This window comes from Candidatus Bathyarchaeota archaeon, assembly GCA_026014735.1.
Classification (GTDB): domain Archaea; phylum Thermoproteota; class Bathyarchaeia; order Bathyarchaeales; family Bathycorpusculaceae; genus Bathycorpusculum.
This window is the reverse complement of the sequence record JAOZHT010000002.1, coordinates 439,222-454,559: the sequence shown is the minus strand read 5'-3', so window position 1 is coordinate 454,559 and position 15,338 is coordinate 439,222. Positions and strand designations below refer to the sequence as shown.

General features: G+C 51.2%; 14 protein-coding genes. 9 read left to right on the top strand and 5 right to left on the bottom strand.

Annotated elements, in window-relative coordinates:
- Nucleotides 1-52: 52 nt before the first annotated feature.
- Nucleotides 53-1,993, top strand: coding sequence for an arginine--tRNA ligase (locus tag NWE93_08105; GenBank protein MCW4000188.1), 1,941 nt, complete (start codon nt 53-55; stop codon nt 1,991-1,993).
- 222 nt (nt 1,994-2,215) lie between these two features.
- Here the strand turns inward: NWE93_08105 and NWE93_08100 are convergent, their stop codons facing one another.
- The gene (locus NWE93_08100) at nt 2,216-3,031 is read right to left on the bottom strand and encodes a DUF3800 domain-containing protein (protein MCW4000187.1); all 816 of its coding nucleotides are present in this window, start codon (nt 3,029-3,031) and stop codon (nt 2,216-2,218) included.
- Between the two features lie 439 nt (nt 3,032-3,470).
- Here NWE93_08100 and NWE93_08095 point away from each other — a divergent pair, with 439 nt between their 5' ends.
- From NWE93_08095 to NWE93_08080, 4 genes are read left to right on the top strand one after another with little or no spacing between them, the layout of a single operon-like run.
- Nucleotides 3,471-4,559, top strand: coding sequence for an NDP-sugar synthase (locus tag NWE93_08095; protein MCW4000186.1), 1,089 nt, complete (start codon nt 3,471-3,473; stop codon nt 4,557-4,559).
- Nucleotides 4,560-4,579: 20 nt separating this feature from the next.
- The gene (glmM, locus tag NWE93_08090; GenBank protein MCW4000185.1) at nt 4,580-5,950 is read left to right on the top strand and encodes a phosphoglucosamine mutase; all 1,371 of its coding nucleotides are present in this window, start codon (nt 4,580-4,582) and stop codon (nt 5,948-5,950) included.
- Nucleotides 5,951-5,976: 26 nt separating this feature from the next.
- Nucleotides 5,977-7,293, top strand: a complete 1,317-nt coding sequence (locus NWE93_08085; GenBank protein ID MCW4000184.1) for a 3-hydroxyacyl-CoA dehydrogenase NAD-binding domain-containing protein — start codon at nt 5,977-5,979, stop codon at nt 7,291-7,293.
- The gene (locus NWE93_08080) at nt 7,290-8,240 is read left to right on the top strand and encodes a Gfo/Idh/MocA family oxidoreductase (protein MCW4000183.1); all 951 of its coding nucleotides are present in this window, start codon (nt 7,290-7,292) and stop codon (nt 8,238-8,240) included. The genes NWE93_08085 and NWE93_08080 overlap by 4 nt, the downstream gene beginning before the upstream one ends.
- A gap of 2 nt (nt 8,241-8,242) precedes the next feature.
- On the opposite strand, the gene NWE93_08075 is transcribed toward NWE93_08080, so the two are convergent.
- Nucleotides 8,243-8,512 carry a Trm112 family protein gene (locus NWE93_08075; GenBank protein ID MCW4000182.1) on the bottom strand — a complete coding sequence of 90 codons (270 nt, stop codon included), beginning with the start codon at nt 8,510-8,512 and terminating at the stop codon, nt 8,243-8,245.
- 40 nt (nt 8,513-8,552) lie between these two features.
- The gene (locus NWE93_08070; GenBank protein MCW4000181.1) at nt 8,553-9,419 is read right to left on the bottom strand and encodes a class I SAM-dependent methyltransferase family protein; all 867 of its coding nucleotides are present in this window, start codon (nt 9,417-9,419) and stop codon (nt 8,553-8,555) included.
- Between the two features lie 80 nt (nt 9,420-9,499).
- On the opposite strand from NWE93_08070, the gene NWE93_08065 reads away from it, so the two are divergent.
- The gene (locus NWE93_08065; GenBank protein MCW4000180.1) at nt 9,500-9,661 is read left to right on the top strand and encodes a hypothetical protein; all 162 of its coding nucleotides are present in this window, start codon (nt 9,500-9,502) and stop codon (nt 9,659-9,661) included.
- A 49-nt stretch (nt 9,662-9,710) separates the two neighbouring features.
- Here NWE93_08065 and NWE93_08060 read toward each other — a convergent pair whose 3' ends face one another.
- On the bottom strand, nt 9,711-10,004 hold the full coding sequence (locus NWE93_08060) for a hypothetical protein (GenBank protein ID MCW4000179.1): 294 nt from the start codon (nt 10,002-10,004) through the stop codon (nt 9,711-9,713).
- A gap of 117 nt (nt 10,005-10,121) precedes the next feature.
- On the bottom strand, nt 10,122-12,185 hold the full coding sequence (locus NWE93_08055; GenBank protein MCW4000178.1) for a carboxypeptidase-like regulatory domain-containing protein: 2,064 nt from the start codon (nt 12,183-12,185) through the stop codon (nt 10,122-10,124).
- Nucleotides 12,186-12,377: 192 nt separating this feature from the next.
- On the opposite strand from NWE93_08055, the gene twy1 reads away from it, so the two are divergent.
- The 3 genes from twy1 to NWE93_08040 all read left to right on the top strand — a co-directional run bounded on the left by twy1 (nt 12,378) and on the right by NWE93_08040 (nt 15,289).
- Nucleotides 12,378-13,340, top strand: coding sequence for a 4-demethylwyosine synthase TYW1 (gene twy1, locus NWE93_08050; GenBank protein ID MCW4000177.1), 963 nt, complete (start codon nt 12,378-12,380; stop codon nt 13,338-13,340).
- A 385-nt stretch (nt 13,341-13,725) separates the two neighbouring features.
- Nucleotides 13,726-14,523, top strand: a complete 798-nt coding sequence (locus tag NWE93_08045; GenBank protein MCW4000176.1) for an AAA family ATPase — start codon at nt 13,726-13,728, stop codon at nt 14,521-14,523.
- 1 nt (nt 14,524) lies between these two features.
- A complete protein-coding gene (locus tag NWE93_08040) occupies nt 14,525-15,289 on the top strand; it encodes an AAA family ATPase (protein ID MCW4000175.1) in 765 nt (254 codons plus the stop codon).
- Nucleotides 15,290-15,338: the final 49 nt, after the last annotated feature.

The following is a 15,338-nucleotide window of genomic DNA, read 5'->3' as shown; positions in this document are numbered from 1 at the left end:
TGTGGCGTCGCATTTAAAATATAAGCCTAAAGTGCCAAACAAGTGGAAAACCATGATTGCCCAAAACCCCTTCGAGCTATTCCGCCAAGAATGCCAAACCCTCCTACAAGACGCCATCAACAAAACGCTGCCTGAAATCAAGCCGCCCCAAATAACACTTAAAAAAACCCCCAACCTCGACTATGGGCAACTCGCCACCTCACTGTGCTTTGAGTTGGCAAAGAAACTCAACCAGAAACCCCTGCCCCTGGCTGAGCATCTAGTCGCAGCCATCGACCCATCCGGCTTTAACCTCGTGGAGAAGGTAGCGCCTGCTGGTGGCGGCTACATCAATTTCCATTTGAACTTCGGCAAGTTCGCTTCTCTTACTTTGGATTCTGTTGAGCAGTTGGGCGCTGACTTTGGCTTCGTAAAAACCCCCTCGCCCAAGCGCATCATCGTGGAGCACACCAGTGTTAACCCCCTGCATCCTATTCATATTGGGCAAGCCCGCAACCCCATGCTTGGCGACGCACTTGCACGTATTCTGCAGCTGCGTGGACACGCTGTTTCACGTCACTACTACATCGATGATGTAGGACGCCAAAGCAGCGTAGTGGCATATGGCTACCAGAAGCTGGGCAGACCCAAACCCACCGAGAAACCGGATCTTTTTGTGGGCAAGATCTACACGGTTACCGCATGCATCGTGGAAATCAACCGCCTTAAACGGCTCCGCAGCATAGCCCAGAATCCAGATGATTTAGCTAAAACAAACCGGGAACTCGACGAATGGGTAGCCATCGCAGCTGAACTCCAAGAAAAATACCCTGTCCTCTTCGAGGCGTTGCTCTCCAAAATCAGCCAAGACCAAAACCCCGAAGAAGAAATCAGCCGCCTCAACCGCAGCTACGAAGACGGAGCACCAGAGGCTAAGCAGCTTATCCGCGAAGTCAGCGACCTCTGCCTAGACGGCTTCCGCCAGACCATGGGACGTGTTGGCGTCAAGTATGATTCGTGGGATTGGGAAAGCGATTTCGTGTGGACCCCGCAGGTCAGCGAGGTAATGGCAAGGCTTAAGGCAACACCGTTCATATTCAACGAGAAGGGTGTGCTCCAGTTTGACGCAAACAAAACCGTTCAGGCACTGGATCTTAAATCCAAGCTGGGCCTAAGCGAGAACAACGAGGTTCCCCCGCTTACGCTGGTCCGCGCAGACGGCACCACCCTCTACACAACCCGCGATATTGCCTACACCATCTGGAAGTTCCGCCACGCCGAAAAAGTCGTCAACGTCATCGGTATGGAGCAGTCGCTGGCGCAGCTGCAGCTAAAACTAGCGCTCTACGCTATGGGCTTTAGTGTGCAGGCAGATAATTTGGTGCATTTCGCATACAACCTCGTTACGCTTCCAGGCTACAAGATGAGCAGCCGAAGAGGACACTACATAACCTTCGATGAAGTCCTCGACGAAGCCGTAAGACGCGCATACCAGGAAGTCACCAAACGCAGCCCCATGCTCAGCGAAGACGAAAAACATGTCATCGCAGACTTTGTGGGGTTAGGTGCAGTGCGTTATGCACTTTTGGATGTGGATTCAGGCAAACCCGTGATGTTCACCTGGGAACGCGTGTTAAACTTCGAAACCAACAGCGCCCCCTACGTGCAGTACACGCATGCCCGAGCCTGCAGCATCCTACGCAAGGCTGGGCGGCAACCCCAAAACCCCGACTACAGCCTGCTCTCTGAACGCCTAGAAAAAGAGCTTATCCTTAACCTCGCCGGCTTCCCCGACATGTTCATTGAAGCCACCGAGTACCTCAAACCAAACATGATCGCCGACTACGCCAACGCGTTGGCAGACAAATTCAACACCTTCTACAACGCCCACCCCGTGCTAAAAGCCGATTCGCAGGGACTAATCGATGCACGCCTCGCTCTGACAAAAGCCATCCAGACCGTCATGAAAAACACGCTTAACCTCATCGGCGTGACTGCGCCAGAGAAAATGTAAACCCGAGTTCTGTTGCTCTGCCAAGATAGCCCCCCCTCTATTTATAGGCGCCAATTTGGTTATGGGAATTTTTGTCTGTTTTGCTTTTCATGTAATTTTGTCTGTTTCGATCAGCCAAGCAGCCTAAGGGGAAAAACGGAATTTTGCGTGTTGACTATCTGAGTTCTAAGCATCGGATTTACCGTTACTGAAACAGTCTTATAGAGAACGATCGAATTTTTTTTAGCGGTTATCGCCAAGTGGTTCGATGGCGTTATCTTGATCAAGGTGTAAGAATCTTTGATTGCGCATTTCACGTTTAGCCGAACAAGCTATACATGTGCAATCAAGTTTTTTTATCAAGTGTTTAACTCCGTCTGAATGTAATGAATCTCTCCAATTGAACTTATTTAGAATTTTTTCTAGGTATTTTTCATTATTTTTTTCATAATACTGGTAAAGAGCATAAACACAAAAATCGGCTAGCTGAAGCATACGAGTATCTTGACTGGCTGAAAAGTAGGGAATGTCAACGATATTATGAATTGGTCTTCCTTCAACGCCTTCTTTTCGAAAAACATAAATTAAGTCTCGAAATTGGCTTTTATGTGCATCATCAATTATTAATAACCCTTTGTTAGTATTGCCTGCCTTATGCATTTTCGTTAAGAATTGATTAAAACTAAGACAAACATCTTGGAAAGTTATTTTTAAATTAATGGATTCTCCGGTCTCTGCCTTGCTTATATGCAATGCGTTTCCAAAAGCTACTAATGTGGGAAAAGGGGCATTTGCTACTACTTCATAGACATCATTCATTATTTCTCCCCTTGTCTTTTCAAGGATTCCTCTCCATCTTTTATTTCCTGTCTTGATGTCACCCGCATGAAATTCAATAGGTACTTTTAATTCACCAAAATATTTAGTTTGAATTTCATCTAATTTGCTTGCTAACCCTGCTACTTGCCCTTCATGAATAGCCACACCGCCTAAAACAAAATGATTTTGGGTTGCCCATCCGTTTGGGGAGCCAGATTCATCTATGTAAAGAAAATACACTTCTTGTTCCCCTCTCCGCCCGTGTTATTACAAGGCGACCGAGTACGAGAGATTATCTCGTAACGACCCGCAATAGGCGAGCCTCCCAGCCGCGGAAAAAGAGTATATACTATTGCCAATTTAAGTTTTGTTGCTATCTGACACTTTGACACACACCCTATAATTTGTCAAAGCGATGGCAGAGACGTTTTTCCAAATTAACTTCGGGTGTTTGTTTGTGAAGCCTTATTTTCGCTATTCTCTTTTTTTGCGCTAGCTCTCTATTTCGGTATACCCACGTGACTTTTTACGCGGTCATCATAGAACTTCGGGGGTCTATTGTTGCTCTGGGTTGCTGTATAGATTATCGCCCATACCCTAAAATGGGTTTTATCGCTTTGCAGTTAGCGGTTTATTTAAAAATAAGCCCAACTGAAGATATACTACGCAAGGTGACTCTGTGAAGGCTCTGATTCTAGCAGGCGGATTCGCCACACGGCTAAGACCCCTGAGCTGTGCAAGACCCAAAACCCTCTTCCCCATAGTTAACAAGCCGCTGCTACAGTGGATTTTCGAGCGGCTCTCCCAAGGCGGTGTAGACGAAGCCATCCTCGCCGTCAACGCCCTGACCCAATTCTACATCCGCCAACATAAACCCTCCAAAAGCGGCTTAAAAGTCCGCTTCTCCATCGACCCGCCCAAGAAGCCGCTGGGAACCGCCGGACCCATCAAAAAAGCCGAGCGCCTCATCGGCCACGACGAACCCTTCATCGCATTAAACGGAGACATATTCGCCGACATCAACTACAGACAACTCATTGAAAACCACAAAAAATCAAACGCCCTCGCCACCATCGCGCTCTGCACCGTAGAAGACCCCTCGGCTTTCGGCGTCGCCGAACTCTGCGATGGAAACTGCATCCGCCGCTTCATCGAAAAACCCCCCAAGGGCGCCGCCCCCAGCAACCTCATCAACGCAGGCGCCTACGTGCTTAGCCCCGAAATCTTCCGCTACATACCCGAGGGCAAAGCCGTCTCGATTGAGCGGGAAGTCTTCCCCGTGCTCGCAGCGGAGGGGCGCCTTAATGGCTTCTGCATGGAGGGGCTCTGGATGGATATCGGCAAGCCCCAGGAGTACCTGCAAGCAAACATGACGGTGCTCGACCAAACCGCAATTCAGCTACGCCAACCGCGCGCCAGAGGGTATGAAGTGAAAAAGCCCGTGGCACTTGACAGTGGGGTACGCATCAGCGAGAACTGCGTTATTGGACCATATGCGGTTGTAGGCAGAAACGTCAAGGTCGGCAGAAACGTCCAAATCGCCAATTCGGTGGTGTTTCCCGACGCGGAAATCGGCGACGACGTTATCTTAAACGGCGCCATAGTGGGTGAGGGAGCCAAAATCGGTGGGCACGTCAAACTCGGCAAAGGCTGCATCGTAGGCGACTTAGCTAAAATCAGCGATGCGCTACATCTATGTGACGGCTCAGCGGTGTGTCCAGCCAAAGTTATCTCTGAAAACATTTTAAAACCCAAACTTGACTGTTAACAGATATAGAGTTGAGATTTATGAGCGCACGAAAGCTTTTCGGAACAAACGGGGTTCGCGGGCTAGTCAATGTTGAGTTGACGCCTGAAATGGCAATTAAAATCGGGGCATCCATCGGAACATTCTTCGGAAAAGGCAAGCGACTGCTGCTGGGGCATGACGCAAGAACCAGCGGCTCCCTGTTCTCCCAAGCCGTCATCTCAGGTTTGATTTCGACGGGCATCGAGGTTTACTTTGCAGGTATGGCATCTACGCCTGCGCTGCAGTTCGCCGTCAAAAATCACAGCATGGACGGTGGAGTCATCATCACAGCTTCACATAACCCCCCCGAATACAACGGCATCAAGGTCATCTGGAGCGACGGCATCGAAACCAGCCACGAGCAGGAAACAGAAATCGAAGGCATCTACTTCGACAACAAAATCATCTATGCTCCATGGGATCACCTCGGAGCAAAACATGAGTTGCCGGGGATCAACGACGAATACAAAGACGCCATGAAAAAACATGTGGACGTCGCCAAAATCGCCTCTAAACATTTCCATGTTGTTGTGGACGCTGCCAACAGCGTCGGAGGCATCGCTCTGCCGATATTGCTGCGTGAACTCGGATGCAAAGTCACCACCATAAACGCCAACATCGACGGCACCTTCCCCGGGCGTCTCCCCGAGCCTCGACCGGAAAGCCTCGGCGACATGGCAGCCACCGTCAAAGCCGTCGGCGCAGATATGGCTGTGGCTTTCGACGGCGACGCTGACCGCTCAATTTTCTGCGACGGCAACGGCGTCATCTACTGGGGCGATAAAACATTCGCCGTCGTCATAAAACAGTACCTGCTAAAGCATCCTGGAGCCAAAATCGTCACGCCCGTCTCCAGCTCCACCCTCATCAAAGACACCGTTGAAGCCTACAAGGGACAGCTCATCTGGACCAAAGTGGGCAGCGTCACCGTTTCCCAGACTATGAAGGCTGAAGACGCCAATCTAGGCGGCGAAGAAAACGGCGGCATCTTCTATCGGCCTCACCAAGCAGTCCGAGACGGCGCCATGACCACTGCGCTGCTGCTCAACATAATGGCTGATACAGGAAAATCCCTGGGTGAACTCGTTGCAGAGGAGCCGCAGTACTTCATCGAGAAGGGCAAAATCGAATGTTCCGACGACAAAAAAGAGCCGTTGCTAGCAGCGATTACTGAGCAGGTCAAAGGCGAGAACATCAGCACCATCGACGGCGTCAAAATCTGGTTTGCCGACAGCAGCGCAATTCTGATTCGCCCAAGCGGCACCGAACCCGTCTTTAGACTCTACGCTGAAGCTAAAGACCAAGAAAAAGCATTAAAGCTAGTTAGGGACTACACTTCACGGCTTGAAAAACTCCTAGCAACCCTATAGGTGAGATTTCAGCCTGAGGAACCATTGTGCCCCCAGCTTTGCAGCTAAAACCCCAAGATTTGGACTCCACTGAGAAACGCTCAAAAATCAGTGTTGCCGTCGTCGGCTGCGGGCACAAAGGCATCTTTTATGCTAACGCTTTTGCGGATGCAGGCTTTAGGGTAATCTGCACTGACGCGGACGCCAGCGTAGTTAAGAAGCTGGCCAAGGGCAAAGCCTCCTTTGCTGCCCCTGAAATGGAAGCCAAACTCAAAAGCCACGTTACAGCCGAAAGAATCTGCGCTGAAGGAGACCTCAAAAAGGCAGTTTCCCAATGCGACGTAGTTGTGGTCGCCATCAACGGAGTCGTGGATGAGCAGAAAATCAACGGCGACAACGGGTTAGTGGGCACATGTAAGCAAGTCGGCTCCGCGTTGCAGCAGGGTTCATTGGTTGTTTACGGCGGCGTGGCAGCTTTGGGCTTCATGGAGGGCGCCATAAAGGAGACGCTGGAGAACACCTCGGGATTGAAAGCTGGGGAACAATTCGGCTTAGCCTACAGCCCCCTCACCTCCACCTCCGTGAATATGGCGCTTCAGGTTGCTGCCGCTGACAAAAACAGCCTTGCCTCCGCCACGGCACTCCTTAAAACATTAACGGCGAACGTCACGGAAACCGGCGATGTCAAAGCCGCCGAAGTAGCTGTGCTTTTCAGGCTAGCAAAGCAGGACACGGACATAGCGTTAGCCAATGAGATGGCGATGTTCTGTGAGAGCGCCAACGTCGACTGCTTTTCGGTGCTTAACCTCCTAAGCCAAGACCACCCAGACTTCTACCCTGCAGTCGCCGAAGACAACTGTGCACAGGCGCATCTGCTGCTGGAAGCCGCCGAGAACCTAAACGCCAAAGTCAAGCTACCCGCGTTGGCGCGTCAAATAAACGAGGACATGATTAAGCACGCGGTGAATTTGACGGCGGATGCTCTGCGATGCGGCGACAAAACGCTTCGGCGGGGCAAAGTTGCGGTTTTGGGTTCTGCAAGCCCTAAGTCTGCTACTGCAGCCTACGTTAAGATGCTGGAGCAGAAGGGCGCCAAAGTCAGCCTCTACGATCCAGCAGCCCGCAGAGAGCCGCTGGATGCGCGGGTGGTGAAACGCAGCCTCAACGAGACAGTGGAGGGCACCGACTGTATTGTGCTGCTATCTAATCCTGATCAGCTTGGACGCTTGAATCTCAAAAAAATCAAGGTGCTGATGAAGTCACCGTCGGTTATGGTGGATTTGGTAGGCAAGTTTGAGCCTGCCCACGTGGAAACAGAAGGATTCATATACGCTGGGCTGGGAAGAAGAGTGGAAAAGAAATGAATAAACTTGGTGTAGCAGTTATCGGGACGGGGCAATGGGGCAGAAACCATGCCCGAGTCTACAAGGAGCTTGCCTCCACTGAACTTGTTGCGGTATGCGACGTTAACATGGATCGGGCTAAGGCGATGGCGATGCAGTATGGCTGCAAAGCCTACAGTGACAGCGCAGAGATGCTTAAAGACAGCCAAATCCAAGCCGTTAACGTCTGCACGTGGTCAACGATTCTGTTTCAGGAAGCCACAAAAGCCCTCAACGCAGGCAGGCACGTACTTGTGGAAAAGCCCATGTCCACTACCCCCGAGCAGGCACGCCAGCTTGTTAAAACTGCAGAGGAAAACGGCTTGCATTTAACGGTGGGTTTTCTGATGCGCTTTATCCCCGGATTGCAGCTTATTCGCCAGTCGGTTGAGAACAAAAAAATCGGGGACTTAGTCAGCGTTACCGCTAAGCGTGTTTCGCAGTGGCCTGAACGCATCGGCGACGTCGGAGTCGTCAAAGACACCGCTATCCATGACATAGACGTGATGCGTTTTATTTCGCGGCAGGACCCCATTAGCGTCTATGCCAAGATGGGCAGTAAGCGTATCCAGAAATTTGAGGACTACGCCCAAATCATGCTGACCTATGCTGACGGCGAAACCGCGTTTATCGAATCCAACTGGCTCACGCCCTACAAAACCCGAACACTCATCGCAACCGGCACCGAAGCCATCATGCGGCTTGACTATAACACTCAGGAACTCTACATTGAAGAGAAAACCCAAACTGTCCAGCCCCGACTGCCCTTCCAAGAGCCCCTCAAAGCAGAACTGCAGCACTTCGTGGATTGCATAACCAAAAAAGAGAAGCCCATCGTGACCGGCGAGGACGGCGTGAAGGCGCTGGAAATCGCCACTGCCGCCATGCAGTCATCTGCTAAAAACGCTGCGGTGCAACTGAAAAACTAGGTTTATTTGAGGTTGAAGGGTTTGCCTTCTGATAGAATCTTCTCTGGCACCTGAGCTTTCCATTTTTTGAGGAAGGGCAGATCCTCGGATTCTTTGCGTAGCTCGTCGGGGAGCATCTCGGGGATTTCATCGCGAATAGGGTACCAGCGGTTGCATTTGGGGCACACGATAAGTCCCTCCACGATTTCGTCTTTCTCCTCAAAAACATGCAGTTCAAGCGGGTCATGGTGGTCGATTGGGCATGCGAGGATTTCCATCAGTTTACGCTTCATTGAGATTCCACACTGTAAAGATTAGGTGAGGCTTGGCTTATTAAAACTTGCTTGGCAACTCGGCTACTTGGATATCCAGCACTGTCTGGTACCAGTTAGGTCCGGTGCTGCGAATCACCCGGGAACACGCAAACATGTAATGCACCCCCAACTCGCAGAGTTTTGCGGCGACTTTACGTTCGGTTTTCTCGGCGGGGTCCTCATCGCCAACTGCATGCTCAAAGTGGTAGAGGTGAATCCAGCCGCCTTCCCGCTTAAGCGCCGCCACAGCAGCCGGCAGATACTCCAGCGCCAGCTCCGGCAGCGGCATCAACACGCGGTCAGCAACCCCCCGAAGCGTCCCCTCCGCGATCTGTTTAGCGTCACCCAGCATGGGGATAACTCGGCTGTAGACGCGGTTAACCCGTACGTTCTCAACCATAGATTGGTAGGCGGCGGGGTTAAGGTCTATCGAGTAAACTTTGGTCTGCGGCGAGGATTTAGCGATGATTATGCTAAAGCAGCCCACGCCCGCAAACATGTTAACGACGGTTTCTCTGGGTGAAACTTGGCTGGCGATGCGCAGCCGCTCATGGCTAAGTCGTGGAGAAAAATAGCATTTGTCGAGGTCAACGGAAAATACGCAGCCTGCTTCCTTGTAGCGGGTGACGGTTTTGTCTTCGCCTGCCAGAACCACCAGTTTCCGGGTGCGGTGGCTGCCCCCGACGGCGCCGGTTTGGAGAAGCACGGTTTTTATGCCTTTATGCGTCGCCATTATCTGCTTTGCGGCTGCCTGTGCGTTTTGGGGGTCGCCGTCGACGGTTTTGATGACGGCTATGTCGCCTATGATGTCAAATGCGCTGTAGATTTTGTTTAGTTGTTGTGGCGGAAGGGCGCCGGCGAGTTTTTCTTTGAGGCGAACTCTCAACTGCATATCCTCATTGTATTAATGTATTGGAAATGTTTAAAAGTAAAATGCTTTTTCTTTGTAGGAACAGGCGTTTACGCATGGAAAAGTCAGGAATTGTTTATGAGTGCATGAGATGCGGCTCACGTGTGCCCTCTGAAGAGCTTGAGCTCCGTGGCGGAGAAACTAAATGCATCATCTGCGGCTACCGTATCCTCAAGAAGGTTAAGCCTCCAGTAGTTAAGCGTGTCCAATCTAAATAAATGAGAAAAACTCGTGCATTGCACGAGCACAAACTTTTTCCGGGTTTCCTTAGTAGAGGTCTTCATCGTACTTGCGCAATGCTTTTCCCTTAAGCTTCACGGAGCTGTCTTCTTGGTAGAAGTCTTCGTCAAGGTCTTTTTCAACGGTTTTTCGCTTGACGGTTTCGCCGCAGATTGCCCCCGGCAGCATCCGCCGCTTCATACACATTGCATATGTGCATTTTGCGACGCTGCATGGTTCATCTGCATCTCTACACCAGACTGCGTCTCGCCGGAAAAAAGCCGCGTTTTTGCCGCATTTAAAGGAATAGCATGTTGGAGAACAAGGTTTTGTTTGAGCCAACAGGTAACACCTCATGTTGTCAAAATCGTTCGCTGTTTGTAGTGCCTTGGTTTTCTCTATGTTCCTTGGAAGCCATATAAACTTTGTTCTATTCAGGGCAAGAAATCAATTTGCGCTTCACGATGTTGGTTTTCTTCTTTGGCGCCGATAAACCTCAACTAGCATAAACAGGGCAGCGGCAACTAAAATTATGATCATAGTTATCAGTGTGCTTGCCTGAATCAGGGTGCCGCCTACCGACACATATCGGTCGATTTTTATCTGTACAACCGTGGGTTCATTAACGGTTACGGTTACCGCCTGCGAAGCATCTTCTACGTCGGCGGATTGCGCAGTGATTAACATGTTGCCTCCCATGATGTTGTTGAAGGAGACTTTGCCGTCGCTGGGTGTAATGGCGGAAACCTTCTCTGGGCCTTTAAGCGTCACCTGCATGTTGGGGATGGGGGCGCCGAAGAGATCCACCACCGAGACAAAAAGCTGAATGCCGTAGAGGGTGCAGCGTATGTCGTCTTGGCGGTCACTGAAGATTGGCACGCTGGACTCGTTTAGGAGTGTGTTGTCTTTGAAGATTCGTAGCCGGTAAACCCCCAGTGTAGGCTGCGTCGTCACTGACCCGTTGCCGTCTGTTGTCGCGGAGTAGAAGAGCCCGTTTGAAAGCTCCACCAGTTCTATGCGGGCATTGGGGATTGCTTCTTGGTTGAATCCCTTTACGTTGATGGTTACGTTTTGGTTGGGGCAGACGATGAGGATTTGGGAGATTGCTTTGCTGGGCAGGTTGTTAGCGGTGTTGTTGCCCTCGTTGAATACTTGGTTATAGATGGAGGCGTCGATGGTGTAGGTGGCGCCTGCCAAAGCCGACTTCATCCTGAATCTCCCAGAGGGATCAGTTATGCCTGATGAACTGCCCTTTCTGACTCCGCCGCTGCTGCTTTGGTAGTTAAAGCTGATCGCTAAGTTCACGTAGGACATTTCTGCGCCGTCCACGTTCTGAACCAGGATTTCTATGTTGGTAAGCTGGCAAGTGAGGGTGAAGTTGCCGTCTCCAGTTACCGTTATGTTTGCCTCCGCCACCTTCACGTCTTCAAGGTAAGCTGTCAGCGCCTGTATGCCCTTCTCCAGCTTGAATGAGGCTGAGCCTTCTTCGTCGCTGGTCGAGTTGGTTTCCAGCAGGCTTGAAGTATCTTTTGCCTTAACCAATATGTCTGGGACAGAGTCGCCTGCAAGGTTTGTGGTCTGCACCTTCACGGTGTACCCTGCGACGGTGAAGGCCTGATGGTCCACGATTGCCTTCTGGGTGCCCGTCGGGGTGATTTTGATATTGTTGGTTCCGATGGGGATGTTGGATGGAATAATCCAGTTCAACGAGATGACGCCTTCAGCTGAGGCTGTAGCTGTTTTTGAATCCACGGTTTCGCCTGCCCTAGTGGTTATGGTGACTGTTGCTTCCTGGTTAGGCTGGTAACCCGTTGCCTTAATCGAGGCGGTGTCTCCGCGATGATAAACGGTCTGGTCGAGGACGCCTACTGCAAACTGGGTCTGCGCCAGTGACTGGTTAAAGGTCGCCGTGTAGGCTCCCGTGTAATCCATGTTGGCGCCCTCTGAGAAGCCGCTGTCTGGAAAGCTAACTTGGGCGCTTGAGGTTCCCCTCTGGTTGGGTCCGCTTAGCGACACCGTTTTTGAGTAGCTGCCGCCGGCGGCGCTTGGAAGCGACACTGCCACGGTTGCGGCGTAGGAAACGCCGAGTTCAGTGCCCGTTACCGCCACCTCCAACGTAACTTTGCTTCCCTCCTGCACGGTTGTAGGCGAGGCACTTACGCTATAGCCGATGGTGACGCTGAACTGCTGGGTTGAGTTAACGTTGGCGGCTACATCCTGCAGTATGAGGGGATAGAGGTTGCTTGGGAGCTCAGGCACCGTGAAGTTGGCGTTGACGTAGTTGCCGTCGGATACCCCGGTTGCCACCACGGTTTTGCCCAGCACAACTCGGTAGGAGCCGTTTTCGGTGGCGATGGTTCCGCCCAAGTTAACGCTTGTTCCGTAGGATCCCCTTGCGTTGGAGGGGGTTAGCTCCAAAATCTTCACGCTGCTGCTTGCGCTCACCGCAGCCTCTGGGGTAAGCAGCATGGCGAATGATACAAGCAAAAGGATGGTGACTGCGGCAATTTTCTTGTTCCTCAAACCACGGCTCTCCCAGTTAGGCAGCTAATCATCGTTTCAAAGTAACTGCGGGAGCACTTTAAAGGTTTACTTAAAGCTGGCAAAGAAGCGGCGGATTAGAATTTGAGCAGGTTATTTCTGCCCTGAAAAACTGGGGTTTACAGGGGACTTTTTAAATGCCTGTTTGTTTTTGTTAACAATCTGGTGCCATATTTGACTCAAGCCCCCGCATCTCCGCTTGTGGAATCCCTGAAAAAACAGAAGTACCACCTTATCGGTGCGCACTCGGCGGTGAAGCGGTGCAAGTGGCTCTACGAATCCATCGTTAACAATCGTCCCTGCTATAAACAGAAATTCTACGGCATCCAAAGCCACCGATGTATCCAGATGACGCCCTCGCTTTACTACTGTACGCAGCAGTGCCTGTTCTGTTGGCGGGCACAGAGCGGTGATATGGGTGAGCAATGGGATGAGATGCATAACCCCAACAAGGACAGCCCCGAGGAGATTGTGGAGGGCTGCTATCATGCGCAGCAACGCATCATATCCGGCTATAAGGGCAACGAGAAGACGGATTGGCGCAAATTCCAGGAAGCCATGCGGCCCAACCAGGTTGCCATCAGCTTAACCGGCGAACCCACCCTCTATGAGCCCTTGGGCGACTTGATTGGGTTGTTCCGTAAGAGGGGCGCCTCGGTTTTTCTAGTCACCAACGGCAACCTACCCGGCAAACTCAGCAAACTCAGCGCGGAACCCAGCCAACTCTACGTTTCCATGTGCGCCCCAAACTCAGAAGTCTTCAGCAAAGTCTGCCGCCCTCAGTTCCCCAAAGCATGGGAAAAACTAAACGAAACCCTCGAGATGCTGCCGAGTTTCCGCTGCCCCACCGCGGTGCGCATGACCATGGTTAAAGACCACAATATGACCGCGATTGAAGGCTATGCAAAGCTGATAGAGAAAGCCCAGCCCACCTACATCGAAGCTAAAGCCTACATGCATATCGGTTTTTCGGGTTTGCGGCTGGGCTTTGAGCATATGCCCATGCATCATGAAGTCAGGGCTTTTGCCGAGCAACTGGCAAACGCAACCGGCTATAGAATTCTAAATGAGGCGCATGAGAGCCGCGTGGTACTGCTGAGCAAGCTAGAGAAGCCCATCAAATTAGGCGGCAACTAACTATAGGCGCCCATTGAGGTTCGGTGCAAAAATCTTTAGAGGTAGCGAAATGAATGGTTTTTTGGGTGCATGTGGGGTTTTTAGCGGTTTTCCCCTAGCCCCTTGAGGCTCTATTTTGCAAGGTGCCCCCGAGAAACGTAGTTTAGGCTGTTCTGCTTGTGGAAGCCGCCACAACCAGCCTGCAATATGCTTTGGTGCCTGTTGCCCGGTTGCATTGTTCTGCACAAACCATAGGTCGTTGTTGTGTAAAGAGGGGTCAGCGGCAACAACAACTAAAGAAAAACTCGAACTTTATATCTGCTGCTTGCAAATGAGGTTTTTGAGGGGTAACGTAAATTAAGCAAGCTGAAAATTAGTTTTGCATACAAGTCTTCTTGTGGTATTTATGAAAGTTGCAGTTGCAGGTAAAGGAGGCGTCGGCAAAACCCTTATTGCAGGCGGATTAGCCAGCGGGTTTGCCTCGCGTAACCTTAAAACAATCGCGATAGACGCGGATTCCTCGCCGAATCTGGGTTTAACTTTAGGTTTGTCAGCTGAGGAAACCCGTAAAATCGTGCCTATATCCGACAACAAGGAACTGGTGGAGTCCAAAACCAGCACAGGCTACAGCGGCGTCTACAACCTAAACTTCACCGTAGACGACATCGTTAAACAGTACGCTAAGCCTACGCCGCTGGGCGCCAACCTCATCGTCATGGGCACCGTCCACACCATGGGGGCAGGCTGCATGTGTGCGCCAACCGCCGTCATCCGTGCGTTGCTGCGGTATCTGGTGGTGGAAACCAATGAGGCGGTGGTTTTGGATTTGGAGGCGGGTGTGGAGCACATCGGCAGAGGCACGGCGCGGCAGGTGGATGCGCTTTTGATTGTGGCGGATTCGAACCTTAAATCACTGGAGATCGCCAAACACATCTATGATATGGCAGCCGCTGCAGGCATGAATAACCTCTACCTTGTCGGTAACCGCATGATGAATGAACAACAAAAGCAGGCTGTGCAAGCCTTCGCGGATCAAAACGGCATCCCGGTGCTGGCGTATGTGCCTTGGGACCAGAAAGTCATTGAATCCGACATGCTGGGCGTAACCCCGCTTAAGAACAAGGAAATCGAGGCAGTTAAGACCATAGACAATATATGCGAGCTTCTGCTAAAGAAAACCTCGCAGAAAAAAGAGGCGACCTGACTTGACTACTCTGGTAACGATTGGCCGCGGCGGAACAGGCAAATCCAGCTTCACCGCCCTTATGGCTAAATGCTTCATCGAAAAAAATCATTCTCCGCTGCTTCTGGTGGACGCTGACCCCGACCAGAACCTAGCTGAGATGCTGGGCGTTGACATGCGGGAAGCCGGAAAAAGCACCATAGCTGAGCTTTTGGTGAATACCTTCATCGTTAAGGGCGGCACCACAGTGGGTGTTCCCCCCACCGAGCGCATTGAAAGCCGCATCTGGGAGCAGGGCCTCTACGAAAGCGCCCACTTCGATTTCATGTCGGTGGGCACCAAGTGGATTGAGGGCTGCTACTGCATGCCTAACTCCGCTTTGAAGGGCGCCTTGGAATCTTTAACAAAAAACTACAAGTACATACTGGTCGATTCCCCCGCAGGGCTAGAAAACCTTAACAGGCGCATAACCTCCAACGTGAATGACATCTTCGACATCCTTGACCACTCCAAAAAATCTCAGGACCACGTACGCCGCGCATACAAAATCGCCAAAGAAGTTGAAATGAAATTCAACAACTTCTACCTCGTCGGAGGCTACCGATTCCCCGCTGAACTAGGTGCATCAGCGCAGGAGGAACTGAAATTCAAGTACCTGGGCAAAATCGAGGCTGACGAGCAGCTAGACGATTACGTTTTAAACGGGAAGTCGCTGCTTGAGCTCCCCAACGACAACAAAGCCTACCTTTCAGTGCAGAAAATCCTCGACGGCTTAGGCTACCTCTGAGCGCAGTTTTTTTTACTTAACTTTTTTCATTCTTTTGCTTTTCGATGGG

Coding starts and splice junctions, on each gene's coding strand:
- NWE93_08045 (MCW4000176.1), top strand. CDS start 13,726: ATGAAAGTTGCAGTTGCAGGTAAAGGAGGCGTCGGCAAAACCCTTATT.
- NWE93_08105 (MCW4000188.1), top strand. CDS start 53: ATGATTGCCCAAAACCCCTTCGAGCTATTCCGCCAAGAATGCCAAACC.
- NWE93_08080 (MCW4000183.1), top strand. CDS start 7,290: ATGAATAAACTTGGTGTAGCAGTTATCGGGACGGGGCAATGGGGCAGA.
- NWE93_08065 (MCW4000180.1), top strand. CDS start 9,500: ATGGAAAAGTCAGGAATTGTTTATGAGTGCATGAGATGCGGCTCACGT.
- NWE93_08075 (MCW4000182.1), bottom strand. CDS start 8,512: ATGAAGCGTAAACTGATGGAAATCCTCGCATGCCCAATCGACCACCAT.
- glmM (MCW4000185.1), top strand. CDS start 4,580: ATGAGCGCACGAAAGCTTTTCGGAACAAACGGGGTTCGCGGGCTAGTC.